At 56.0% G+C, this 23,435-nt stretch carries 23 protein-coding genes and 2 pseudogenes; 15 read left to right on the top strand and 10 right to left on the bottom strand.

Features of this window, described 5'->3' with window-relative positions; all coding sequences use genetic code 11:
• A pseudogene (locus tag NO978_RS19515) lies at positions 1 to 106 on the top strand (IS5/IS1182 family transposase); the annotation flags it as partial.
• Positions 107 to 135: 29 nt separating this feature from the next.
• On the opposite strand, the gene NO978_RS19510 reads toward NO978_RS19515, so the two are convergent.
• The gene (locus tag NO978_RS19510; protein WP_369684172.1) at positions 136 to 522 is read right to left on the bottom strand and encodes a DoxX family protein; all 387 of its coding nucleotides are present in this window, start codon (positions 520 to 522) and stop codon (positions 136 to 138) included.
• A gap of 500 nt (positions 523 to 1,022) precedes the next feature.
• Between NO978_RS19510 and NO978_RS19505 the strand changes: the two genes are divergently transcribed.
• The 6 genes from NO978_RS19505 (at position 1,023) to NO978_RS19480 (ending at position 6,293) form a co-directional block, all read left to right on the top strand.
• The gene (locus NO978_RS19505; protein ID WP_257301197.1) at positions 1,023 to 1,154 is read left to right on the top strand and encodes a hypothetical protein; all 132 of its coding nucleotides are present in this window, start codon (positions 1,023 to 1,025) and stop codon (positions 1,152 to 1,154) included.
• 4 nt (positions 1,155 to 1,158) lie between these two features.
• The gene (locus NO978_RS19500) at positions 1,159 to 2,181 is read left to right on the top strand and encodes a YeiH family protein (RefSeq protein WP_257301196.1); all 1,023 of its coding nucleotides are present in this window, start codon (positions 1,159 to 1,161) and stop codon (positions 2,179 to 2,181) included.
• Between the two features lie 43 nt (positions 2,182 to 2,224).
• Entirely contained in the window at positions 2,225 to 2,962 is a 738-nt protein-coding gene (locus tag NO978_RS19495; protein WP_257301195.1) for a helix-turn-helix domain-containing protein, read from the top strand.
• Positions 2,963 to 3,017: 55 nt separating this feature from the next.
• A complete protein-coding gene (locus tag NO978_RS19490; protein WP_257301194.1) occupies positions 3,018 to 3,893 on the top strand; it encodes a sulfurtransferase in 876 nt (291 codons plus the stop codon).
• Between the two features lie 136 nt (positions 3,894 to 4,029).
• The gene (locus NO978_RS19485; RefSeq protein WP_257301193.1) at positions 4,030 to 4,953 is read left to right on the top strand and encodes an NADP-dependent oxidoreductase; all 924 of its coding nucleotides are present in this window, start codon (positions 4,030 to 4,032) and stop codon (positions 4,951 to 4,953) included.
• A gap of 173 nt (positions 4,954 to 5,126) precedes the next feature.
• Positions 5,127 to 6,293, top strand: a complete 1,167-nt coding sequence (locus tag NO978_RS19480) for an MFS transporter (protein WP_257301192.1) — start codon at positions 5,127 to 5,129, stop codon at positions 6,291 to 6,293.
• Positions 6,294 to 6,453: 160 nt separating this feature from the next.
• On the opposite strand, the gene fni is transcribed toward NO978_RS19480, so the two are convergent.
• On the bottom strand, positions 6,454 to 7,533 hold the full coding sequence (gene fni / locus NO978_RS19475; protein ID WP_257301191.1) for a type 2 isopentenyl-diphosphate Delta-isomerase: 1,080 nt from the start codon (positions 7,531 to 7,533) through the stop codon (positions 6,454 to 6,456).
• 1,264 nt (positions 7,534 to 8,797) lie between these two features.
• Here fni and NO978_RS19470 point away from each other — a divergent pair.
• A complete protein-coding gene (locus NO978_RS19470; RefSeq protein WP_257301190.1) occupies positions 8,798 to 9,040 on the top strand; it encodes a hypothetical protein in 243 nt (80 codons plus the stop codon).
• A 27-nt stretch (positions 9,041 to 9,067) separates the two neighbouring features.
• On the opposite strand, the gene NO978_RS19465 is transcribed toward NO978_RS19470, so the two are convergent.
• Genes NO978_RS19465 through NO978_RS19455 form a run of 3 tightly spaced genes read right to left on the bottom strand, consistent with a single transcriptional unit; the run spans position 9,068 to position 11,954 of the window.
• Positions 9,068 to 10,792 (bottom strand): type IV secretion system DNA-binding domain-containing protein, encoded by a 1,725-nt coding sequence (locus tag NO978_RS19465; protein ID WP_257301189.1) that lies wholly within the window; start codon positions 10,790 to 10,792, stop codon positions 9,068 to 9,070.
• On the bottom strand, positions 10,789 to 11,355 hold the full coding sequence (locus NO978_RS19460; RefSeq protein ID WP_257301188.1) for a relaxase: 567 nt from the start codon (positions 11,353 to 11,355) through the stop codon (positions 10,789 to 10,791). The genes NO978_RS19465 and NO978_RS19460 overlap by 4 nt, the downstream gene beginning before the upstream one ends.
• Entirely contained in the window at positions 11,352 to 11,954 is a 603-nt protein-coding gene (locus tag NO978_RS19455) for a hypothetical protein (RefSeq protein WP_257301187.1), read from the bottom strand. Before NO978_RS19455 ends, NO978_RS19460 begins: the two co-directional genes overlap by 4 nt.
• A 428-nt stretch (positions 11,955 to 12,382) precedes the next feature.
• Between NO978_RS19455 and NO978_RS19450 the strand changes: the two genes are divergently transcribed.
• On the top strand, positions 12,383 to 12,691 hold the full coding sequence (locus NO978_RS19450; protein ID WP_058826575.1) for an AbrB/MazE/SpoVT family DNA-binding domain-containing protein: 309 nt from the start codon (positions 12,383 to 12,385) through the stop codon (positions 12,689 to 12,691).
• A complete protein-coding gene (locus tag NO978_RS19445) occupies positions 12,688 to 13,116 on the top strand; it encodes a PIN domain-containing protein (protein ID WP_049934622.1) in 429 nt (142 codons plus the stop codon). Before NO978_RS19450 ends, NO978_RS19445 begins: the two co-directional genes overlap by 4 nt.
• Positions 13,117 to 13,143: 27 nt before the next feature.
• Here the strand turns inward: NO978_RS19445 and NO978_RS19440 are convergent, their stop codons facing one another.
• The gene (locus NO978_RS19440) at positions 13,144 to 14,019 is read right to left on the bottom strand and encodes a metallophosphatase family protein (RefSeq protein WP_257301186.1); all 876 of its coding nucleotides are present in this window, start codon (positions 14,017 to 14,019) and stop codon (positions 13,144 to 13,146) included.
• Positions 14,020 to 14,410: 391 nt separating this feature from the next.
• Here NO978_RS19440 and NO978_RS19435 point away from each other — a divergent pair, with 391 nt between their 5' ends.
• The gene (locus tag NO978_RS19435) at positions 14,411 to 14,563 is read left to right on the top strand and encodes a hypothetical protein (protein ID WP_157573400.1); all 153 of its coding nucleotides are present in this window, start codon (positions 14,411 to 14,413) and stop codon (positions 14,561 to 14,563) included.
• A 21-nt stretch (positions 14,564 to 14,584) separates the two neighbouring features.
• Positions 14,585 to 15,028 carry a hypothetical protein gene (locus NO978_RS19430; protein ID WP_257301185.1) on the top strand — a complete coding sequence of 148 codons (444 nt, stop codon included), beginning with the start codon at positions 14,585 to 14,587 and terminating at the stop codon, positions 15,026 to 15,028.
• 219 nt (positions 15,029 to 15,247) lie between these two features.
• On the opposite strand, the gene NO978_RS19425 is transcribed toward NO978_RS19430, so the two are convergent.
• The 4 genes from NO978_RS19425 to NO978_RS19410 form a co-directional block, all read right to left on the bottom strand.
• Positions 15,248 to 15,742, bottom strand: coding sequence for a metal-dependent hydrolase (locus NO978_RS19425; RefSeq protein ID WP_369684171.1), 495 nt, complete (start codon positions 15,740 to 15,742; stop codon positions 15,248 to 15,250).
• 3 nt (positions 15,743 to 15,745) lie between these two features.
• A complete protein-coding gene (locus NO978_RS19420; RefSeq protein ID WP_257301183.1) occupies positions 15,746 to 16,162 on the bottom strand; it encodes a hypothetical protein in 417 nt (138 codons plus the stop codon).
• On the bottom strand, positions 16,159 to 16,764 hold the full coding sequence (locus NO978_RS19415) for a site-specific integrase (protein ID WP_257301182.1): 606 nt from the start codon (positions 16,762 to 16,764) through the stop codon (positions 16,159 to 16,161). Before NO978_RS19415 ends, NO978_RS19420 begins: the two co-directional genes overlap by 4 nt.
• Positions 16,765 to 17,007: 243 nt before the next feature.
• Positions 17,008 to 17,487 (bottom strand): hypothetical protein, encoded by a 480-nt coding sequence (locus tag NO978_RS19410; protein WP_257301181.1) that lies wholly within the window; start codon positions 17,485 to 17,487, stop codon positions 17,008 to 17,010.
• A gap of 748 nt (positions 17,488 to 18,235) precedes the next feature.
• Here NO978_RS19410 and NO978_RS19405 point away from each other — a divergent pair.
• The 3 genes and pseudogenes from NO978_RS19405 to NO978_RS19395 all read left to right on the top strand — a co-directional run.
• Entirely contained in the window at positions 18,236 to 19,216 is a 981-nt protein-coding gene (locus NO978_RS19405) for a hypothetical protein (protein ID WP_257301180.1), read from the top strand.
• Positions 19,217 to 19,882: 666 nt separating this feature from the next.
• Positions 19,883 to 20,074, top strand: coding sequence for a hypothetical protein (locus tag NO978_RS19400; protein ID WP_257301179.1), 192 nt, complete (start codon positions 19,883 to 19,885; stop codon positions 20,072 to 20,074).
• Between the two features lie 3 nt (positions 20,075 to 20,077).
• A pseudogene (locus tag NO978_RS19395) lies at positions 20,078 to 23,308 on the top strand (N-6 DNA methylase); the annotation flags it as partial.
• Between the last annotated feature and the right edge of the window lie 127 nt (positions 23,309 to 23,435).

Raw genomic sequence — 23,435 nt, 5'->3', positions numbered from 1 at the left:
CCATGCACGAGCACAAGTGTTCCTGTCGTTGTGTCTGCGTCTCGTTATTGCGATCACCAACTACGAACGAGGAGATAATCCGGGAAGCACGATCATCACGGTGTGACAAGAGTTCTATGACACCCTCATTCCCAGCTACTCGTCTTGGTTAGCGATGGTTCCAGATCGCGCTCGAGTGAGGAGCATAATTGCCGTCCCAAGCATCGCCGTATTCTTCAGGAACTGAATCTGCTCGGATTGTCGATCTCTATCTTCGTGATTCCAGAAATCGTGCATCGTGGGTGTGATACCGACGAACCACGCCACAATTGCCGCTGCGGCGAGTCGTGGTGCACGCCAGAGCATAATCCCAACACTACCCAGTAATAACATCCCACTCGCCGCTGGAACAAGAATATCGGGCAGCGGTACGTCCTTTGCGTCGGCGTATTCGATGCGACCATCTAACTCGCGGAGGTTCTCGGTGGCAGTATAGGCGAGGACGCCGCCGTACAGAAGCCGGCCGAGTCGTGATGGAGCCATTAGGGTTCCTCCGATCGCGGTTGGCGTCGACCAATTGTTCGTGATTCAGAGCGATTATTCACTATCAATTTGGATGTGTGGATTAGAGGATGTTGGCTCACATCCTAAGATTGGATCCTCTCAACAAGAAGCAATCGAAGTAGAGAGATCTCTGACCGCCGAAGATAGTAGCGGCAACAATGAGAAAATCCTGTCATTGGAAGTCGGGATTGAGGCTCTCAATGCATGTGTTCCCCATAGCGTCCCCGCCCTTTCTATGAGCATTTTCTTAGTGTCCGCAACTCGGTTTGATCCCTACACCGAACATCATCAACCACTCGGATGGGATGCTTGGGAGGGAACACCTTTCGACCGTACTCAGTTTTTCCACTTACTCTGCCTCCTTCCATTCGTGAGCCTTCCATCTGAACGGGTTCGAGAATCCGCTCAATTGTCGTTCGACAATTTTGTCCTACGACAACCGAACTCTCATTCGATTCCTCCTCCGAGAAAGTGACACAGTGACCAACACCGACCACGTCTCCGAAACGCTCACCCAGTGGTGGATGACCCTCGAAAGCGGCTGGCAGGCAGTCCTGCTCGGTTTCCTCGCACTCCTGGTCGTTTCTATTGGCGTTCCGATCCCGTGGTGATCGAATGAACCGAACGCTCTTCCCCAGCCTTGCGCTCCTCGTCGGGATCGGACTCACCGGACGGCTCGTTGCCACTGTCATCCCGGTGCACCACCTCATCATCACGATAGCCCTTGGACTCCTCATCGGGAATCTGTATGGGATTCCGGACTGGGCGCAGACTGCCGTCGGAACCCACAAGCTCTGGCTCGAACTCGGCATCGTCGTCATGGGTGCGAGCGTGGCGCTTGACCGCGTCATCGCGGCCGGGCCGGCGATCCTCTTGCTCGTTGTTGCCACGGTCATTACGACCATCGTCGTCATCGAACTCCTCGCACGGATCGTCTTCGTCATCCAAGAGGAAACCGGCTCTCTTCTCGCCGCCGGTTCGAGTATCTGTGGCGTGTCGGCTGTCGTCGCCATCGCCGAGAGCATCGCCGCTGACGATACCCGTATCGCGTACGCCGCTGCGACCGTCCTCCTTTTCGATGCGACGACTCTCTTCGTCTATCCGCTCATCGGCCATGCACTCGGTCTCTCCGAGACTGTCTTCGGCATCTGGGCTGGGCTGACGATGTTCAGCACTGGACCTGTCACCGCTGCTGGTTTCGCATTCTCGAAGACTGCTGGTCAGTGGGCGCTCCTCGTGAAACTCACTCGAAACTCCTTGATCGGTTTCGTCGCCATCGTCTACGCCATCTACTACGCCCGCACAACCGCTGAGATCGAATCGAAGAGTGTCACGGCGGACGGTGGAACTGCTGGAAGCGCCGTCGAGTGGCGATCCCTCTGGGACACGTTTCCGAAGTTCGTCCTCGGCTTTCTCGCCGTGCTGATAGTCGCGAACCTCGGCTTTCTGAGTAGCGCGCAGATCACTTCGCTGTCGAATCTTTCCGACTGGGCGTTCCTCATCGCGTTCGCTGGACTCGGGCTCGAAATTCAGCTCGAAGATCTCCGATCCACGGGGTACAAGCCGGTTCTCGTGGTGCTCACCGGCCTCGTGATCGTCGCGACTGTGATGCTCTTCGTCGTACAAGCGCTGTTCTGAGAAATCGGGAGCGCTTTTGTCGAGCGACAATTATCGACGTACAATGCGGGAGTTCACGTTTGCTATCGATTACGAGCAGGGTGCCGATCCTGTGATGGATGTCTTTCTCAAGCACTCGACGCTCAGCGCGCACTCGCTCGACGCAGTCGTCGACGAACACGCCTTCTGGCGGATGGAGCACGTTACCGGTCCCGAGACGGCTCTCGACCGTCTCGAAGACATCCGGTTTGACGACAGTTGCTGTGGGGAAGCAATCACCGAACAGGGGTGCGCGGCAGAACGTCATCACGACGTCGTGGAACGTACGACGAACGAGCTCATCCTGTACTCGTACCTGGCGGATATCCGTCAGTGTGAGTCCGTTCACACGCTCGCCGGGAAGCATCTGCCCGATGGACTGATTTTCGAGACCCGGCGGCACGAAGAGACGTGCTGGTGGCGTGTTCTTATGCGCTCGGACGAGAAAATCGGCATCTTCTACGATGAACTCGGAGCGAGACTCCACAACGGGCTCTCGTTCAAGATGGGCCACCTCCGGGATGCCAGCGAATGGCGACGGGAGCAGATGACGGGTGTCAATCTCCCGGAGGAGCAGGAGATTGCACTCCGCACAGCTGTCTCAGCGGGGTATTACGATCCGCCACGGGAAACGACACTTGACGAACTTGCTGTCGAACTCGGCATTCCCCGGTCGACGCTCTCCTATCGGCTCCGACAAGCCGAGTCGAAACTCATCCACCGCTACGTCGATCGGGACGAACCCACGCGGTGGCTCGAATAGCTCCGTCGGTGTGTGACAGCAGGAGATTAATGCGTGCGCCGACTAATCCCCAGATATGACTACTTCTTCCACCGACGCAGTTGTCTCCGTCGGGTGGCTCGTCGACCGACTTGACGAGGTGCAGAAAGACGACCCATCGATACGTGTACTCGAAGTTGACATCGATCCCAGCAACTACGAGCACGAACATATCCCCGGTGCGAGCAAGGTCGACTGGCGAACCGACCTTCAGGACCCGACGACCTTCGATGTGCCGTCCGAAGCGGCATTCGAAGAACTCCTGGGTGCGCTTGGCATTTGCCCTGATTCGACGGTCGTCATCTACGGTGATATGATGAACTGGTTCGCCGCGCACGCCTACTGGCTCTTCACGTACTACGGGCACGCAGACGTCCGTCTGCTCGACGGAGGACGGGGTTTCTGGGAGGAGCGCGATGCGCCGCTCACGACCGAGGTGCCGGAGTTTACGTCGCAGTCGTACGCGGTCGATGAGAACCAGCCGGACATCCGAGCTGACCGTCCCGATGTCATGGATGCGATCGAGAGGGAAACGGCACTCGTCGACGTGCGAACACCCGAGGAGTACCGTGGTGAGATACTCGCCCCGCCCGGATGGAATGAGGGCGTCCAGCGTGGTGGGCATATTCCCGGTGCGCGTAATATTCCGTGGAATCAGGTCGTCGAGAGTACCGGCTGCTTCAAACCTGAAGACAAACTCCGATCAATGTACAAAGAACACGGTATTGACGAAACCGAGGACGTGATCACGTACTGCCGCATCGGTGAGCGGTCTGCACTGACATGGTTTGTTCTCCACGAGGTGCTCGGATACGAGGACGTCCGGAACTACTACGGGTCATGGGTCGAGTGGGGGAACACAGTCGGGGCACCGATTGAGAAAGGCCAACGTGCGGCAATCAAACGAGAATAAGTCGGTTTTATAAATATTGCTGACAGCAGATTCTCTGAGATCGAGTGGTCATGATGAAGAGCGGTTAAGATTCTGTAGCTCGGACTCACCTACTGAGGAATGATTCCAAGTGACGGATAGAATGAAGGCTGTTCGTATGCACGAGTTCGGTTCGCCGGATGTCCTCAGATACGAGGATGCACCCCGTCCGGACCCGCTCGATGATGAAGTGCTCGTTCACGTTCACGCAGCGGGCGTCAATCCAGTCGACTGGCGGATTCGTCAGGGAATGCAGATGGTGTCGATGCTGCCCGAGAATCCGTTTCCACTCATTCTCGGGATGGACGTTTCAGGCGTCGTCGAGGAGGTCGGCGCGTCAGTTACCGAATTTGAAACGGGTAATGCAGTGTTCGGTGTCAATGGGTTCCCGGAGTTAGGTTCCTATGCGGAGTATTCGGCCACATCTGCCGAGCAACTAGCCCCGAAGCCCAAATCGCTCGATCACGAGGAGGCAGCTGGCGTGCCGGTCGTCACGCAGACCGCCTGGCAAGCGTTATTTGAGTATACTGATTGCACGGCCGATCAGCGAGTTCTCATTCACGGTGCAGCCGGTGGTGTCGGACATATGGCCGTCCAGCTGGCGAAATGGAAGGGGGCCGACGTAATCGCCACGGCGTCGGGATACAGCGAAGACTATCTCCGGAAGTTAGGCGTCGACGAGTTCGTGAACTACCGCGAGGAGCGCTTCGAGTCAGTGATTGACGATGTCGATATCGTGGTAGATACAGTCGGGGGTGAAATCCCAGCACGCTCAGTCGACGTGCTCAAGGAAAATGGGGAGCTCGTTTCAGTCGTTGGACAACCATCCGGAGTGCTCACCAATAACCGCGACATCGATGTACAGGTGGTAAGTGGACGGTCGAATTCCCCGTCGCTCCTAACCACCATTAGTGAACTAATCGATGTTGGGGAAGTGCGCCCCACGATTAGTGCCAAATTCCCACTCGAAAATGCGGCACATGCACACGAAGTAGGTGAGACCGAACACGTACAAGGAAAACTCGTTCTCAGCGTCACGTGAATCGACGTATCCGTAGAAGTGAGATCCACAGTCAACATCGGGTGAATCTGCTACTTCACTCAATCTTGAACAGGCAACAGAATTAGAACTATTTCTCCAATACCGATCAGCGTGACCACCGCCCTGTAGCGGATGACTTACAGGGTGCAATCACCGAGAAAGTAATAGAACGAATGGAATGGATACGGAAACTCCGAAACTCGCCGGCAGCAGCCGTGATTTTCGCGTGTACGCTCGTCGCTGTCATGGGTGTCTCACTCATCAGTCCTGCACTCCCAGCGGTGCAGGAAGCCTGGAACATTTCGGAGTCACAGGCCAGTTTCTTGTTGTCCGCGTTCACGCTTCCTGGGATATTTCTCACACTCCCCATCGGGCTGCTGTCCGACCGAATCGGTCGGAAACCGATTCTAATCCCGGCGCTCATCGTCTTCGGACTCAGTGGAGGCGGCATTATCGTCATCTCTGATTTCACGCTGGTTCTTGTACTGCGAGCGATTCAAGGTACGGCGAGTAGTGCGGTCGTGATGCTCACGGTTACACTCCTCGGAGACCTCTATTCCGGTGAACAACGACGTGTGTTGATCGGTGCCAACGCGGCGATTCTTGCGGTGGGTGCTGCTGGCTATCCGCTACTCGGCGGTGCGCTCGCAACAATCGCTTGGTCGGCTCCCTTCGCGTGTTTCCTCCTCGCGTTACTCGTCGCTGTACCCGGCATAACCTTGCTCGAGGAGCCAGAACGCGACGAGAAAAACGTGAATTCGAGTATCCGTCAATTCCTCACTGGCTCTACACCGATGACTCCCTTTCTTGTACTCTATCTAGCAATCTTCGGTATCTTCGTCATCCTCTATGGCGCACAACTCACCGCTGTTCCGTTCCTGCTCGCGAATGACTATCACCTCTCTTCAGCGGGTATCGGCCTTCTCGTGGGATTGCCTGCGGTCACGATGGGACTGACCGCAATGCAAGGTGACCGAATCCTTCAAGTACTCACAAGTTTCCAATCGATCGCGCTTGGATTCGTGAGTTACGGGATCGGACTCGCCGTCGTAGCTCTCGCGGACTCCATCTACGTGGTTGCTGGCGCACTCCTTCTATTCGGGCTTGGCCAAGGGCTTGCAGAGCCGATTACGGATACGGCACTCAACGAACGAGCACCGGACGAATTTCGCGGGAGCATTATGAGTATTCGGACGAGCGTTCTCAGACTCGGTACAACCATCGGTCCGCCGCTCAGTGTCGGGGTTGCAACGGTGTTCGGCTATCGTCAGACACTGTTAGTGTCTGGTGCCGCTGCCTTCTTCATTGGAGTAACGTGGTTCACGGTGAGACGTTTGTAAATACTCAAAATTACTTAGCAGAGTGACCACCATAGAACAGTTTGCATATCTTTCACTTTCGGAAAATAGTAAATACAGGTTGAATAGTTATCGGAATAGAACCCCCTCCTATCCCGATGTGTTCACACCTGTCCTGCTAAAAGCTGTGAATACGGTACTACTATCTACTGATTCGTTGTTCCACATACCCGCGCGTTTCTCCCTGTAACACATATTCCACCTGCTGAAGTTCGTCAATCGAACCCGAACCTGTGACGAACATTGCTGTCCGCAGCTCGGCGATCAGATCCTCGACTCGTTCGATAACAGCATCCGGCCCGTCTGTGGCTGGTTTCAAGAACGGTTTCGCTAGTCCGCCGGCATGGGCACCTAAGGCAATCGCTTTTGCCACGTCCAATCCCGTCCGTACACCGCCACTCGCAATTACGCAGTCATGTTCACGAACACACTCGATTGTGCTCGCAGCGGTCGGGATTCCCCACTCTCGGAACAAAGTACCGATTCGTTTTTGTCGCGGCGCGTTTGCGGCCGCTGCACGGTAGGCTTCGATCCCAGACCACGTGGTACCGCCTTTTCCAGCGACATCGATTGCGTCAACTCCTGCTGCAGTCAACGTTCGAGCGGTCTCTCCGGAGATTCCGTTGCCTGTTTCTTTGACAATTATCGGCACCGAGAGTGCTTCAGATACTCGTTCGATCGCAGCTAAACAGTTCCGCGCATTGACGTCGCCTTCCGGTTGGGCGGCTTCCTGAAGGAAGTTTAGGTGGACTGCGAGTGCGTCTGCGTCGATCATCTCGACTGCCCGCTCGACCATTTCGAGGTCGTACTCCCTGAGTTGTGCAGCGCCGAGATTCCCGTAGATGAACGCATTAGGTGCGACATCGCGAACGATAGTATACGATTCGAGGACGCGTTCGTCGTCGAGTTCGAGGCCTGCTCGCTGGCTACCGAGGCCCATTGCGATACCGGTCTTGCTGGCGGCCCGGGCAAGCGCCCGATTAATTTCCGTAGTGTTGTGGTGACCACCAGTCATGCTCTCGATGAAGATCGGAGCAGATAGATCGTGGCCCAGAAAGTCGATGGACAGGTCGATAGCGTCGTAATCGAGTTCCGGGAGCGCGCTATGGACGAGCTGGATGTCTTCGAAGCCTGTACCTGTAGTTTCGACGTCTCGATTCTGAACAATTTGAAGGTGGTCGTCTTTTCGATCTTCAGTCTCCGAGGAGTCCTGCACCGTCATTATTCTAACTTGCAAAAGAGGCGGGAAAACAGTATTGTTGCAATGATTTGGTTCTATTCTGGGTTCCACAAAGCGAAAATATCTCCGGTTCGCTATGTTTCTATCTTCATCATTAATATTGTGAATAATATTTCACTAGGCGGGGGTGGCAGTAATAAGTTTGTAGACCTACTTATTGACAATTTCACCAGAAATGGATATAATCAACACTGTTGGGAGTGTTCTATGACACCCTATAGCGTCTGTGTACTCCCCGCTATCGATTTGTAACAATACGTTCTCACAACGGTGTGCAGAACATTGGTCAGTGCACAGACCTACGTATCGGCCCATTCAGTTTTGATCTCTCTGAAACAAATAGTCGTATAAATCATTAAGTGATGCTCCACAATCACGGTACAGCTACTGTCACTCGGCGTTGAACGCTGGCTGGCGAGCGCTGGTTTGTCGTTCCCAAGGGGGACGGAGCGAGTCACTGATGTCACCAACCCCATCGTTTACGCTCGACGTTGAGACAGCAACCACCTTTCGCGACTGGTTATTCGAGACGGGTGTCGAGAACCATGCCGAGCCACAGATCGCGAACCCCCTCGCTGAACTCGCCGCTGCAATCGATGGCGAACTCCACGACAGTACGGAGTACGTCGCGATCAGCGCGTCGACGACAGCCTTCCCACCGACTGATCGCTCTGCTGGTGTCGACGATGCCGGGTCAGCAACACACCAGGAATCAGCAGAACCAACACGACCAGCTGACGCTGTCCCCGTCGACGACACTGACAGCGACCCCGATCGACTCTACGACAGTCTCCCCGACGACATGTGGCACGGTTCACCCGACCAGTCCGATCCAGGCCAAGCAGACACGGCACCTGAACACAACCAAGAGCCATCGTCGACAACAGCGCCCCACACGCAAGAAAGAGATAGTCGAATACCCGTTCGATATCGGACCTCGTACGAGTGTTCGGTGTGTGGGGCTCTCCGAGAATTAGAGACCTCGTTGCAGGTCTGTGCGTTCGTTGACGACTGCGCTGGCTGTGGTGCTGTTGACGTCCGGTTCAGCGCGGTTGGCATCCCCGAGCCAGTTCACGATTCTTCGTAATCCAGCTGTATCGCTACAATCGACTTCGGGGTCGTGGAACAGCTCTTACCTCCTCGTTGCACCCGTCAGACGACCGTTCAATACAGGAGAACCACGCAGTTCCCAACAGCGGCTATTAATTGGCTGTGACACGAAGCACTAGCTATCAGAGAGCCGACGATGTGGTCAAACGAGCCCCGGTCGCTGCCCGACTGGATCGAGGACGCCTATCAGATTCTTGTGTCGGGGACACCGGATCAGCAGACCGAACTTTCTCACGACCAGGCTCAAGACCTCTTGCTCACTCATGAGGACTTTCCGGATGAACCAGCTGACACAGAGTATGCCATCGAACGGCTGCTCAACTCCGGCTGGCTCTACGAGGTCGATGGAGAACTTCGGATCACTGATCCGGAGCGCTAGTTGAGACCCCTGATCGCTCTCTAGTCACTACTCCGGTGTGCGCTCAAGCGCCCGCTCGAGCTGCGTCCGAATGGCTGTGAAACGGGTGATTAGGCCGCGCAGCCAGCCGTCGGGGACAACGACGATCGCCTCGCCGTCATCGAGGCGTTCGAGGTCGCTTTCGACGATTGGATGTGTTTCATCTTGAAGCTCCTGCCGGCCAACCGAGCGGCCGTTGCGGTCGTGGACAGGGACGGAACGCCGCTGTTTCTCACGGCCGATCTGTGATTGCGCGTACTCAACACTCGCTGCATCGCCCACGCGCATGATTATTGATTGGACGAGGCCACTCAACAGCGCGTTCGCCCGGTCTTTCCCGTAGGTGTCGTGGAGTTGTGCGACCGACTGCACACCGAGCAAGAGCTGGGTGTTTCGGCCCCGGCCTGCGTTGATCAGGTCACCGATCTTGCGGAGGCCAGGGAGCCGTGCAAACTCGTCGAGGACAAAGTACGTGTCCTGCTCGTTCGCGAGTGCAAACCGTGCCGCCCAGTCGATGAAGAACCGAAACGCGGGTTGGACCGCGTCGCCCTCCGTAATCGGGAAATCCAACAGCAACGTCCGCCCCTGTGGATCGTCCATATATTCGCGAATCGAGAACTCGCCCGCCTCAGCGAAGTCGCCGTGGAAGAGGTCCGCGATGACTTGCTGGAAGTTCGCGTAGACGCCGGCCGCCTGTCGTTCCGAATCCGGATCGATTGCCGACGCTGCCGCAGTGAGATCCGAATAGTCTGTGAGTCGCTCGTGCATCTCTTGCTTATCCGTCGACTGAACGAACGCCACGAGGTCGGCGTTCGTCGGTGTCGTATCGCTTGCCTGGGCTTCTCGATGAAGGTACGTCACGACGGCAACGAACAGCTGGCGGCCAGCTTGGCTGAAGAATTCCGAGCCATCTGTGTGGGGAAACAGCGCCCGGCCGATTTCGTCGATATCGGCTTCGCGTTCGATTTCGGCGAAGAGATTCCAGTATTCGGTTGCGTCCGTCGACGAGAGGTAGATCAGGTTCTCGTGATCGTGGTCCTGTTCGAAGTTCTCCTGATATTCGCCTTTGTAGTCGAAGACAACGAACGGATCGCCAGTTCCGGCCTGCATCTGGTGAGTGAGGAGTTTGATCGTCTCCGTTTTCCCGGCGCCCGTCTCCCCGAGGACGAGAATCGAGCGGTCCTTGCGGAGCGGGACAAATCGCGAGAGACTCATACGATCACTTGCTGCAGAGAGGCCCTGAAACGGAAGGACGTAGTTCCCGTCGGCGATGATTCGACGGAGTTCGCGTTCCGTATCCCAACTCCGCAGTCGCTGGGCTGCATACACTGCGCTCCCGAGTACGACGACGAAGCCACCGATACGGAGCAGCGTGAACTGCTCGCTGAGCGGCAGCGACAAGCCGGTCAGATAGCCGGCCTGATGCAGGAGGGCTTCGGCGATCTGTGCAAGCAGCAGGACGTGGAACGCCCAAAACAGCTGGAGATGCGCTGGAAACAGCAGGAGAGTGCCGACTGCGCCCACCAGATAGAACAGGGGGACGAGCCAAAGCGCGCGACTCCGGTGTAACCCGTCGAATTTGAAGTCGTAGAAATTCGCACGCTCGAGGATGGCATACACCCAGGGCAACAGCAGCGCAGCCGTCATCACTGCCGCGATTTGGAAGAAAATCTCGACCTCATCTTCTTGCCGGTAGTCCTTGCTCTGAGACTCGGAATCAGTACGGGCGCTCACGAGTCAGGCCCCTGTGCTTGTGCCTGCTCGGGCTCTGGTCCGGAGTCTTGTTCGTGGTCCAGGTCCCGATCGGATTCTGTCTCCAGTTCGTGTGTGGTCTCGTGCTGCAACGTCTGTTCGAACTGGTGCGAGAGCTCCTTGGTGAGTTCGCGATGCTGGTCGTGGAACTGCTCTTGGGCGCGCTCGCGGAGTTGTTCACAGTCCTCTTTGTCCATCCAGAGGTCGCGTTTCGTTCCAGTCAGTGCAACTTGGGCGTGTGGATGATCAGTATCGCGATGGATTGCATAACAGTACGTCGCTGTATTGCGGTCCTTGCAAAAATCGCTCATCACCTGCCGAGTGTACAGACTGAATTGGTCGTCAGAGAGGTCGGTGCCGTTCTGCGGCGAGATGATGATCTCCCGCTCGAACTCGTATTCTTCGGACTTCTCGATGAACGCCTCGATCTCCTCGTCGGACATCTCCTCGCCGGCGCGGTTCTCAAGCCCCTTCTCCTTATCCAGATACTCGACGAGGTTCCGCGCACCGTGCTCGCGGTAGTTAGTGTCCGTGAAGACCTTCATTCGCGATCACTCCGAAGTTTGGTGAAGAGGTCGCTGCCATCGTCCGCATTGCTCTCTGCATCGTCGGAGCCGTCTGTCGTCTCGTCGACGTCGTCTGGCGTGTCGTCGGTGGCCGGATCAGGCGAGTCGGGGGCTCCGTCGGACGTGGGCCGCTGTGTCGTGGTCGAATCAGTCGTGGTCTCAGCACTCGCCTCTGTAGCCGACGTATCCTCACCCACCTCCTGGATACCCGTTTCGAGATCTTGGCGGATCCGACGAGCGCCCGTATCGAGTGCCTCTTGCCGGACGTGAGCTGACCGATCCTGTTTCATCAGTTCAAAGTTGGCGATTGTGTAAGCACCGAACTTCGCGTTCATATCGCGGATCTCCTTGGCGGTCTCGACCATTTGCTCGGTGCCGACTGAGATGAGTTCCTGGATGCGCTCTTCAGCGCGCGCTTCTGAGGCAATCGCGTCTTGGGCGTCCTGCTGGAGCTGGCGGTCGATCATGTCGTTGATGATCCCAGACATGGAGGTGTCTTCCTCATCGGCGCGCTGTTTGAGTTCGGCCTTGCGTTCGTCAGTGACGTACACCGTAATCTGCGTGTCGCGCCCACCCATTTCAGACGCTCCGAGCGATACTCGTCGTGGTTGGTGTGAGCGATCCGGTGGAGAAATCGGCAGTCGTTGTTCGCGGAAGGCCGGTGTGTGGCGGTAGAGGGCAAGCCAAAGCTGCACATTGGTCTGTGAAAAATCGCTGGACGGCAGTTTGTGGAGACCACATTGGCTGTATCTACTCCCACATTGGATTCCACCTTAATTATTATGCCCACAGTCGAGCTGCGAATAACACGGATACTGTAGCTCGAGTGCTCCGAATACAATCTGAATGTGAATCGATTAACCAACAAACAGCCGATACAATCGGACTCGTTGGTTAAGGCGGTGCTCCGAGTGGTGTCGACTGTAATGACCAGCTTGATTCGCTAACTACCGAACCCAACGCTAGTCTTTTGTATGACTGTACCAAAGTAATGATAGAGGATAGTATGAGTAAGACAGAGTCTGAAAAAGTGGTGTCTGTATCGTCGCGCGGGCAAGCCACCATCCCGAAGGAGTTCCGCGAGGAGTTGGGTATCGACACGCCCGGCCGTGTGAAGTTCATTCGGACCGAAGAGGGTGACATCGTTGTTCGCCCCATCCACTCGGTTACAGACCTGCGTGGGGTTCTGGAAGGGAAAACCGACGAGCAGGGGCGCTCGGCAACCGAGCGCCTACGGAAGGAACGTGCAGCGGACAAAGCCAGTGAAGAGGAGTTGCGGCAGCGCTACGCCGGTGACGACGAGGCTGACGCATGACGGACGGGGCTGAGATTCCCGAAACGATCGTCTTCGACGCCGAACCACTCATCGCCTATTTCTGCAACGAACCGGGGAGCGACACCGTCGAAACGTACGTTGACGCCGTTGAAGGCGCAGCAGACGGCTACATCTCGGCGATCAATCTCGCCGAGGTCCACTACATCGTCCGGGCGATTGACGGCGAGGAGCGCGCTGATGCTGTCGTCGACGTCCTCGAGGAAAGCGGCATCCGTCGGGTCGACACCGAACAGACCTGGGCGTCAGCAGCCGACTTCAAATTCCGCTACTCGCCAGCACTCGGTGATGCCTTTGCACTCGGGACTGCAGCGCACGTCGACGGGATGCTCCTGGTCGGTGCGGACGACGACTACGACGACGTCACCGACGTCCCAATCACTCGGTTCCGGACCGAACCGGCATAGATCCTGGATCTCGTCCCATAGTGGCCGCTACGAGTGCTCCTCTGTCCGCTCTTCGAGAAATTCTCGCAGTTTCGATTTGAAAGACGGTGGAGTAGCCCCGAACGTTGACGCTGCAGATTCGACCACTTCATCAGTCTCGGCTTCCTCTTGTATCGTTCCCAGTCCGTAGAGCACTGTGCGGACGACCTCACTGTAGAACTCCTCTTCGTCGTAGCAGAATTGACAGTCGTTTCGCCAGTAGTCGGGGACGAACTGCACACCGAGCGCCTGGTGTGTGGGACAGATTCCTTTTTGAACCTGCCCGATGTTTCGGAAATCGACCTCCCACGTTCCGTCAGGGGCGATCTCAACGACGAAGTACGCGCCGAGAAGCGCGTCTGCACCATGGTCTGCCGTTCGGTAGAGGAATGCGGTATTGAGAGCCTTGTTCTTGTAGCGACCGGTGTGTATATGACCAGAGAAGTATGCCTTCCCCGCGAAGTGTTCCAGCAGTTCGGGGTGCCAGTAGTGATTCACGAGGATTGTCTCGTCTTCGACTAGCTCGGGATTTTGCGTGAATGTCTCTCCAGCAACGGTGATACTGTCATCTTCGGGGATGAACGTTCCTGGAAGGTCGTAGTCTTGGAACGGCTGTTCCGGGCCGATTGCCCCGTCCCGATTCCCCCAGATGTAGAGGAGCTCTCCCCGCTCGTGGAGCGTCTCGAAATACGGCGTGACCGCATCGAGCTGTTCCCGGCCCTCGTCGACGCCATCAAACCATGCATTCGTGATATCGCCGACGTGAATGACGAAGTCGAATTCCTCGCCTTCAGTACCGTCGACGACCCGCTCCAGAGAGTCGACATCTCCGTGGTTGTCTCCCATACAGAGTAGCCGGAGCGTCTCATCGTCGTTAGTCGTCATTGGTTGACTCCCCGTACTCACTCTGGTGTATAGAAGACCACGTTGACCGTCATGGAGATATCTCATAACAGTCTCTCACTGCTATTCTTGTTGGTCCTTTCTCCTTAGTGCGAAGCCCCTCTCTGGTTCTTCTGCAATATACATTCAGCAGATAGAGAGGGGGTGCGATAGACGCCAGCCGATTCCAGCACGTCGGTACACTGCACTGCCTCGAGCTGGTCAAAGCCTGATGGATGAGCCAGCCGAGAGCATCCGCGCCCTTGCTGACCGCCTCGACCAGGACGCCCTCCAGGCCCACGACGACCTGCAATCCTGAGCGAGTACCGCAGAGCCGTCGGCGTCCGCGTAGCCGTCCACAAGCTTATTACAGAGGAGCGCCGATATTTCATCAATGAGTCTCCACCCCGCTGGCGACGACCGCGAGGGCGACGCCGAGGACGGAGATCGTCCTGAGGTTCCTGAGGGCGTTCTTCGCGGCATTGAGGACATCGCCGAAGGGAATACAGCGAGCAAAGAGGACCTCGAGTCTCTACTGAAGTACTAACCGACTTTTTCTGAGGCAGATGTGAGCTACGTATCACTGTCGGACGAAGAGACGAGGGTCATCTTTGCTGGGGAAGCCGCTGCAGATTTTGCTGCACTCGATGCCTCGGAACAGGAGGAGGTCATCACCCGGCTCCTGAACATCGTCACGAGCGAGGCGCCACCCAGCTCGTTCATCTACGAGCGCATCGCCAACCTCGATATCATCACCGTCGGTGATCAGGGTCGATTGTACACCAAGGTCGTTGACGAAATCCCACGCGGAAACACAGAGTATCATGTCATCTATCTCTTCTTCATCGACCCGTACCACGACTACCCTCACAAGGCGCTGGCAGAGTACAGTCCGAGTGCAGAGACGAAAGCTGAGGAGGTCACTGCGCTGGAGAAGGTGCCCGATGTTGAGCAATACTTCGCGGATCACGACGCGCTCGACGAGGACGATCTCCGGGATTTGCTCCCGTAGCACGCTATGGAACCCGGTTCTCCCCGGATCGACCCCTACTCTCGCGTCCGGAGAATTCCTTCCCTCGCCGGCGTATCCTTCTGTTTCACCGATTTTCGCTATGTGTGGTCAATGAACCATCGAGGGCCGTAGGAGTCGGCCCAGCAGCGACGATGGCGTACGCCTTCTCTTGCGTATAGTCTTAACCAACAACTGCCGGTCTTCTGGCCCGTATGTTGGTTAAGTACTGAGCGCGAGTCCGCCGACAACTGCCACACCGGCGACCACGGTGCCGATCACGAGCAGGGCGTAGTTCGCTATCGGGTTCGCAGCCGTGACGACATCAAGCGTGTACTTCTCGCCACGCACGGGCGCGAACGGACGGACACCGGTAGGTGTGAGCACGTCAGCGAGGATGTGAGCCACCACGGTGAGGGTCCCGACGACGGCGCCGAACAGTCCCGTCCCGAGTGCGGCGAGCACGCCACGGGGCGCCCCAAATAGTAGGCCAACAATACCGACGACCGCGCCGACGGCGAACGCGAACCACACGGTATGTGTCGGTCCTCGGTGTTTCACGCCGGGGATTCGTTGATCGACGTCGGGAAGCATGGCCCCGCCAACGACGACGGCACCACCGAGCACTCCGAGTGTGGTGTAGCCGAGCGCAGTCAGAATGAACACAATGGGCGCGTAGGCGACCAACGCCGCGCCGTAGTGGCCTTTTTGATGCACGGGTTAATAGTCTTGGAGCCACTCTGGCCCGCCGTAGGCGTCGACGTAACATTGTTTGTGTGCTGGCTCGCCTCTCGGGTTCGGAACAGCATTCTCGAGCGGGACGGATTCACCGCAGAGGTCGCACTCAGCTGTATGCCCTGCCTGCCGGGCGTCCGGTGAGAGGTTCTTTGTCTCGACGTAGAGCTCTTGGAGCGAGCGTGGCGTCAGCCGGACAAGGACTTTCTCGCGGTCATTCTCGTCTCGTTTCTCCGGCGTGTACGTGAGTACCCAATCTTGGCCCGCTTCCCCGTCACCGCCCGGTCCCAGCGAGAGCGTCTGTGCGAGTTCGTCCGGAACGTAGTGCCACTCGTTATCCCTGAACCGCGGGTAGTGCCCCGCCGGTCGCGGGTTCTCGGGATCGACATCGTCCTCGGTCATGCAAGCTCGGCCTCTTCGAAGGCGTCGTTGACGACTTCGGCCGTCGGGGCGTTGAGGTATGGTTCGATGGCCTGGAAGGAGTCCCAGCCACCGACGGCCATCACGACCCGGGGATTCATTTGCCGGTCGACGAGAAGGCGCTGCGCGAAGCGCCGCCGAAGGTCGTGGGAACTCACGTACTGGTAGTCGTCATCGCCGGTTTCGGCGGCTGCACGCTTGGCTGTGCGCTTCACGACATCGCGGACGCCCCGCTCGGTGAGATCGATCAATAAATCTTCTGGCGCTATATCTTCGGCATTCTGGTAGCGGTGAACGTCGCCCTCGACGTCTGCTGGAAGGTAGGCGTCACGGGGCTTCCCGCCGTTCCCGGTCGTGTCCTTTCCCTCTGGAACCCGGAGTCGGTAGTGATCCCCGTCCGGTGTGCGTTTCACGTGCTCCGGGCGGATTTGCGGGATTTCGAAGGCTCGGAGACCGACGTAGCCACCGAGCTGAATGATGAGATCGTCGCGATGGTTCGCAGCGGCCCGCCGCAGCTCCTCGAGTTCGGCGTCGGTCATCCAGACCTTGTATTCGTCCTGCTTTGCGGTCGCTTCCAGTCGCATAGGAGCTTCTGAAACAAGCTTACACTAAATATCTGTCGAGCATCAGAAACGGTGGTGTGTCACCCCCTGATTAGGCCGCTTGAGCGGAGAATAGCGGTATTCCAGTGCCGACTTCTCTGATAAGTCGGCACTTTATAGATTTGATGATTATCTTACCTCTTTTGACTACCTGAATGCTAGGAGTTAGATGTATACCAGATAGATAATCGCGTCAAACCGAAGTTGAGTTCGGTATACCGACAGTTAAGCCGGGATACCGAAGTACAATTTGTCGGTCTTCGTGGTGACTTCTTGGCTGGCGAGTTCGTCGATGATGAACGAACGAATTTCGGACTTGCTCATCGACTTGACCTTGTCGAACTCTGAGATGCGATAGGTTTTGACGACCTCTAGGAGTTGGTCTCTATCGTCGGTCAGGACGACGAAGTTCCCGAATAACACAACTCCATATATCTCTTTGTAACGACGTTCTCTCTCAACATTGGTATCGCCGTCAGCCAGTTCGTGGAGGTACGTCCGCACGTGGCCCTCACTGTAGTTCGTCACCGCCGCAACGATATCGGCCGTGAGAAAGAGGCCCTTGTTTGCTTCCAGAACTTTATGGACCTCTTTTTTCACTTCTAACCGGTCCGTCTTGTCGGGTAGTGAGGGGACACTAACATCTGTGTCGGTTTGGTCAATTAACTCGACCTCGTCTTGATGGGGTGAATCTCCTTTGGACATATTTCACTCCCCGATATGTACCCTCGGAAGGGCCGTCAGCGAGCAACATACGAACCGATCTGGCTGTGGCTCAGAGAACGAGAGGTGCCAGCAACAACCGGCATTCGCTCTCAAGCAGCTGTTTCCAGCAAGGGCTCACAACCACGGTTCTTGCTGCCGTGGACGTAGTTTGTTCACCCGTTCTGCCGCCCGATAAGTTGGACCGCGCCAACGGATCAGGCGGTTGGCTACGAACTGGTGGCGGTCTTCTCGGACCAGTTCAATATTGCAGACGGAATTATAAAAACCTTTCTCTAAGAAGAACCCCTCTACCTGCTGGATTCAACATCTACAGCGAGCTATGGAGTGTGGTACTTAAAACTATCGCCCCATATAAACAAACATAGTAGGGAATCCCTAAATAGACCATCAAAACTACTGTGAAGTGTCACCGCCTGTGAACACACAGATGTCTCTACTAGCTGGATTAGTTAGGTGACGAGAACAAAATCTCCCGCCACCAGTTCGTAGCCATGTAATCAATAGAATTCCCTGGTGTTAAATCTAGCGTCTGAGCGTCTGACGCTCGGTGATTTATCATTATATCATTGAGGGAAGGTTCAGTTGTGATAAGTGAGTTTCCAGTAACGCCGTGTTCTCGCTGATCTAACGGCCCTCTGCCCTAATATCATTATACATACAATACATCCTCACAGAAGGGTTCGTCAGGCGTCCAGAGACTTTTGGCCTGTGCTGATGAAAACAACATATGCCGTTCAGCGCAAGTTGGCATACGCTTCTCGATCACGCCGAGGAGTTACCGTCTGATGCGACACTTCTCACGCCACTATCGCGCAAACCCTTTGGTCTAACCGACGTGCAGGAACACCGGATCCTCATCACGTATCGAGATGACGACGGAACCACTCCACTCCAGCGCGACCAGTTTGAAACACTATTCCAGCGTGTACAAGACTCTCGCGCTGGCTTTGAGTTGGATCGACTACCAGCAGACGCCGAACCATACGCGACCGTACTGAGTCTCCACCCCAGGTTCGAACTCGATGACCGAGCCGGGACGCTGACAAAGACGGAGACGCCAACGAGCTCCCCGCTTGTTGACGCTCACGAGGTGGCTAGTGAGACATCTGACCGAGAAGAACCGGATATCCCGGTCTACGCCGATGCCCTCCTGCTGATTGACGCACTCGAGCGCTACGATCCGACTGGCCTTGAAGAGACGGAGACGCCCGCACTGGTGAACCTCTACACCTTACTGTCAGATGTCCAGCGGAATTCGAACGATCTCCGGCAAGAGGTACGTGCCGTACTGCTTGACCGACTCCATCATGACCAGCCAGTCAGCGGCCAATACGGCTCAGTACAGCGCACGTCACGGCGGAATCGTTCGCTCAAAGATGAGGAGGAGGTGCTCAGCGTATTAGAAGAGGCAGGGATTGACCGAGAGCGTGTGACGACCGTGGATTCCAGTAAGGTTGATGAAGCACTGGAAGTGACCGAACTCGCTGAATCGGACGTGTACGACATCACAGAGAGTGAATACGTCCGGAAAGCTGAGGTAGACGAGGAAACCAAGCAGTCCCGGCTGCAAGGGTTGAAAGACCAGCTTGCTGCCACGGACGAGAACACCGAAGAACTTCAGCAGGAGATCGAGGAGTTAGAAACCCGGATTGACGACCTCACGAGCTTCGACTCGGGAGCAACATTCCGCACAACCTCCCAAGAATGACTGCGTTGGTACGGACGACTCGTTTTCAGCGACAGCGAAAGTTCCAGCATCGATTTCCCGATGGCGTACCGGATCACAGCCGATAACTCGCTACCTCGGAACTGCCGCACGCGGGACAGTGATCTACGTCCGCTGACTCCAGAGTGGCGCCACACCGTCTGCATTCTACCACGGAATCGAAGGAGTCTGACGAGCGGAGCACGCGTTTGAAGAGACGTATCATACGTCGGGATCTACAACGTCGCCGCAGCCTGGGCACTCTGCCCAGTATCGTGGTTCGTCTCCTGTCTCGTACTCAATCAAGACGTGGCGGTGTTGGATCTCTTCCCCGCAGCGTGGACACCCTCCAAGTCGAGGATTCTGGGAACTCATAGTGTGGCGCGTTCCAAAGGGGAGTACAGCCTTCTACAGTGAAGGCCGGGTTCTTCGGGAGCGTGTGACAGAGGGGTTGAACCACCCTCTACCCGGGACAAGACCGGGCAACCCCATATAGGTCATCGAACCACAGTGAAACTAATCCACTCATAGTATTTTTTATCGTTCATGTCGGCAAACTCGACTGTCAAGTACATACGTTGATTCTATCTATGCCTTACTTTCATCTAGACGACAGATATAGGCCAAGTAAAGACTATGTATGTGGGATGGGATAAGGACAGTATCCCGATGACGCGCAAAACAATTGCCCGGAATTCAGGTATCTCGGGCCGGGTGAATATTTCTGGGTCTGAGCTCGAAATGCTCGAAGCCGAGATCGGCGACGACGTTGACGTCGATGTTGCTGACACCAAAGAAGTTGCGCACGCTATCATCGATAGCAAAGAGACAGATCGGTTCCTCATTGTCACCCCACAATAATCTATGCAGACAGCACTCACTTACCGGACGAATCGTGACTTGTTCTCGAACTACTACCTTGACGAGCATCTCCCCGAAACCGAGGAGTGGGATGAACTCAGCGACGATGAACTCCGTGAGGCGAAGGCAGACATCATGGGGTTGTGGGAGCGCGAGAAGGGGACTGCCCCCAAACGCAACGAGTCCCAGCTCGAGGAGAAGTTCATCCGACCGATGTTCCGGAAACTGGGTATTCCCTTCGAGGTCGAGGAGAGTACCAGCCGGACACAGCGTCGGCCTGACTACGGCTTTTTCGAGTCCGATGATGCCGCTCGTGATGCGTTCAAGCGCCGAGAGGAAGGCGGCGATTTCTACAAGGACGCAGTCGCCGTCGCAGACGCCAAGCGCTGGGGTCGGCCGCTCGACACGCGTGGCAGCGGAGAACACGAGCGCGACTTCGAGAACCCGAGTTACCAGATTCACGTCTACCTTCAAGAGGTAGACGACGCTCGCTGGGCCGTCCTCACTGATGGAAAGAAGTGGCGGCTCTACTACGGCCCGACGAGCCACCGGCTCGACTCCTACTACGAGATCGACCTGCCGACCGTCCTCGAGAAGGGCGACCTTGAGGACTTCAAGTACTTTTATCTCTTCTTCCGCCACGGTGCATTCCTCGAAGACAGTAGCGGTGACTGCTTCCTCGACGACGTCTATGGCGAGTCGAATGTCTTCGCCCAAGAGTTAGGGGAAGATCTCCAGGACAACATCTACGAGGCGATCAAGATCCTCTCAGAGGGGTACCTCCAATACCCGGAGAACGATCTGGGCGAGGACGACCTCGACCTGATTCACGACAGCTCACTCATCTACCTCTATCGGCTCATCTTCGTCCTGTACGCCGAAGCCGAGGGCCGTGAACTGCTCGACACGAGCAACGAAATCTACGAACAGTCCTACAGTCTGAACTCCCTCAAGCAGGAGATCGCCGAGGAAATCGACAGCGGCGATCCAAAGTACCGCGACTGGCAGGATGACCTTCAGTCACGGCTAGACGAGCTCTTCACCCTCATCGACAAGGGTAGCAAGTCCCGCGGCATTCCTGAGGAGGACCTGTACATCCCGGCGTACAACGGTGGCCTGTTCCGGACGGACCCGGATGAGGACGACAGCGAGGAGGCAAAGTTCCTCGCCAATCACGACGTCGGCGACGCCTACCTGGCGAAGGTTATCGAACTCCTCACACGGAGCAAGAACAGCAACGGTGGCGGAAAGATCTTCGTCGATTACTCCTCACTCGGTGTCCGACACCTCGGGAGCATCTACGAAGGACTGCTGGAGTACCAACTCAACGTCGCCGACGAACCGCTGGCACTAGACGATGGAGAGTACGTGAGTGTCGAAGAGGGCGACGACGTCATCGTGCAGGAGGACGAGGTGTACTTGACGACGGGTAGCGGTGAGCGGAAGGCTACGGGGTCGTACTACACGCCGGAGTACGTCGTCGAGTACATCGTCGAGGAGACGTTGGAACCGCTCGTCACGGATATATCAGAGGACCTGATGGCACAGAGTGCTCGAGATGAGGGCGGCTTCGCAGCCGAGTTTGCAGAGCGCATCTTCGATCTCAAGATTCTCGACCCCGCAATGGGAAGTGGTCACTTCCTGACGAGCGCTATCGACTATCTCGCTCGTGAGATTATCGACGCGCAGGAGCGGCAGGCCGCACAGCAGGGAATTGAGACCGTTGACGAAGAGCATGACATCAATTGGGCCCGCCGGCAGGTCGCCCAGCGCTGTATCTACGGCGTTGACCTGAACCCGCTGGCCGTCGAGCTCGCAAAGGTGTCGCTCTGGCTCAGGACGCTTGCGGCTGAACAGCCGCTCGCGTTCCTGGATCACCACCTCAAAACGGGGAACTCGCTGGTCGGGAGTGACATCGAGGAGATCGAGGAACTTGAATCCGATGCTGGTGGTGACGGGCAGAACGCCTCACTCGCTGACTTCGGCGTGGCCCGGAAGGGAACCATCGAGCAGCTAATGCGGATCTATCAGGACTTCATCGCTATTGAGAACCAGGACCTTGCCGATGTCAAGGAGATGGAGGCCAAGTACGACGAGTTCGAGCGGAACAAGCTTCGGCAGCGGCTTGAGGCGATGGCCAACGTTCATACGGCCGAAGAATTCGGTTTAGATGGCCTTCCAAGTGATGCGTACAAGCGTATGGCTGGTGCACTTGAAGACGATGAGGAGTGGTCAGAATTAGCTTCTACCTCTTGGTTCAAAGATGCTCAAAAGTGGGCTTCCGAGGGCCACTATTTCCACTGGAAATTAGAATATCCCGAAGTCTTCTACGACACAGACGGTGAGGCTCGAGAGGAGGGGGGTTTCGATGCTGTGATTGGGAATCCTCCGTATATGCGGATCCAGACAATTCGAGCCGCAGATCAAAATGTTCCAGATTACTTTGAGTCTGTATACGAATCTTCGTACAAGAACTACGATATCTACGCTCTGTTTATGGAAAAGGGGCACTCTCTGCTAACGGAGTCTGGTGAGCAAGGATATATTGTCCCGCATAAATTTATGCAGGCTGAATTTGGTGAAGCTGTCCGTTCGTATATTGGCGATCGGAATGCCCTGAGAGAAGTTGTCGATATGGGCCATTATCAGGTATTCGGGAATGCAGCTACGACATATACATGTCTACTCTTCCTCTCTGGCGGGGATAATGATGAGTTCGAATATAAGAAATTAGGAGACGATCCGCGTGACCTTTCGGACTTAGATACCTCCATATTGTCTCAGGATCGTATCGGAGAAGACCCCTGGATTCTCTTGTCACCCACTGAACTAGGTGCGGTCGAAAAGATTGAGCAATGTACGCCACTTGAAGAACTCTCCGACAAGGTCTTCGTGGGGATTCAAACGAGTAAGGACTCTGTCTACGCTCTTGACGTTTTGAGAGAGACGGAGGACCACATTCGAGTTACTTCTGAGGAAACGGGTAACGAGTATGAGTTCTCAAAGGATGTTCTCGTTCCCTATCTCAAGGGAGAAGACGTCAATCGCTATGAGACTCCCGAGAATCGTAAAGTCTTGATTTTCCCATATAACACGGATGATGACGGCTATTCTCTGATGTCTCCTCAAGAAATTCAGAACACCTCGCCTCAGGTTTGGGAATACCTCCTTGAGAATAAATCAACGCTTGAGGCTCGTGATGGCGGTAGTATGGATGGTGAGGATTGGTATGCCGTATGTGTTTACCCCGAGGTCTCGACAGCCGGCACAGCGTGAGCCCGTGAGATCATATCATTGCTGCTGACGACTCGACGAAGCTCTTCGTATGGATTGCGTCCCTGCTGGCGCCACGTCGCCAGCA

Source organism: Haloarchaeobius sp. FL176, assembly GCF_024609245.1.
In the GTDB taxonomy this organism is placed as follows: Archaea; Halobacteriota; Halobacteria; order Halobacteriales; family Natrialbaceae; genus Haloarchaeobius.
This window is presented reverse-complemented; position numbering and strand designations above follow the sequence as displayed.

Excerpts from the sequence above, each read along its gene's own strand:
- NO978_RS19490 (WP_257301194.1), top strand. The coding sequence starts at position 3,018 with ATGACTACTTCTTCCACCGACGCAGTTGTCTCCGTCGGGTGGCTCGTC.
- NO978_RS19455 (WP_257301187.1), bottom strand. The coding sequence starts at position 11,954 with ATGGGTGGGCGCGACACGCAGATTACGGTGTACGTCACTGACGAACGC.
- NO978_RS19435 (WP_157573400.1), top strand. The coding sequence starts at position 14,411 with ATGAGTCTCCACCCCGCTGGCGACGACCGCGAGGGCGACGCCGAGGAC.
- NO978_RS19405 (WP_257301180.1), top strand. The coding sequence starts at position 18,236 with ATGCCGTTCAGCGCAAGTTGGCATACGCTTCTCGATCACGCCGAGGAG.
- NO978_RS19400 (WP_257301179.1), top strand. The coding sequence starts at position 19,883 with ATGACGCGCAAAACAATTGCCCGGAATTCAGGTATCTCGGGCCGGGTG.
- NO978_RS19410 (WP_257301181.1), bottom strand. The coding sequence starts at position 17,487 with ATGTCCAAAGGAGATTCACCCCATCAAGACGAGGTCGAGTTAATTGAC.
- fni (WP_257301191.1), bottom strand. The coding sequence starts at position 7,533 with ATGACGGTGCAGGACTCCTCGGAGACTGAAGATCGAAAAGACGACCAC.
- NO978_RS19450 (WP_058826575.1), top strand. The coding sequence starts at position 12,383 with ATGAGTAAGACAGAGTCTGAAAAAGTGGTGTCTGTATCGTCGCGCGGG.
- NO978_RS19445 (WP_049934622.1), top strand. The coding sequence starts at position 12,688 with ATGACGGACGGGGCTGAGATTCCCGAAACGATCGTCTTCGACGCCGAA.
- NO978_RS19440 (WP_257301186.1), bottom strand. The coding sequence starts at position 14,019 with ATGACGACTAACGACGATGAGACGCTCCGGCTACTCTGTATGGGAGAC.
- NO978_RS19415 (WP_257301182.1), bottom strand. The coding sequence starts at position 16,764 with ATGCGACTGGAAGCGACCGCAAAGCAGGACGAATACAAGGTCTGGATG.
- NO978_RS19420 (WP_257301183.1), bottom strand. The coding sequence starts at position 16,162 with ATGACCGAGGACGATGTCGATCCCGAGAACCCGCGACCGGCGGGGCAC.
- NO978_RS19510 (WP_369684172.1), bottom strand. The coding sequence starts at position 522 with ATGGCTCCATCACGACTCGGCCGGCTTCTGTACGGCGGCGTCCTCGCC.
- NO978_RS19500 (WP_257301196.1), top strand. The coding sequence starts at position 1,159 with ATGAACCGAACGCTCTTCCCCAGCCTTGCGCTCCTCGTCGGGATCGGA.
- NO978_RS19485 (WP_257301193.1), top strand. The coding sequence starts at position 4,030 with ATGCACGAGTTCGGTTCGCCGGATGTCCTCAGATACGAGGATGCACCC.
- NO978_RS19480 (WP_257301192.1), top strand. The coding sequence starts at position 5,127 with ATGGAATGGATACGGAAACTCCGAAACTCGCCGGCAGCAGCCGTGATT.
- NO978_RS19495 (WP_257301195.1), top strand. The coding sequence starts at position 2,225 with ATGCGGGAGTTCACGTTTGCTATCGATTACGAGCAGGGTGCCGATCCT.
- NO978_RS19470 (WP_257301190.1), top strand. The coding sequence starts at position 8,798 with ATGTGGTCAAACGAGCCCCGGTCGCTGCCCGACTGGATCGAGGACGCC.
- NO978_RS19460 (WP_257301188.1), bottom strand. The coding sequence starts at position 11,355 with ATGAAGGTCTTCACGGACACTAACTACCGCGAGCACGGTGCGCGGAAC.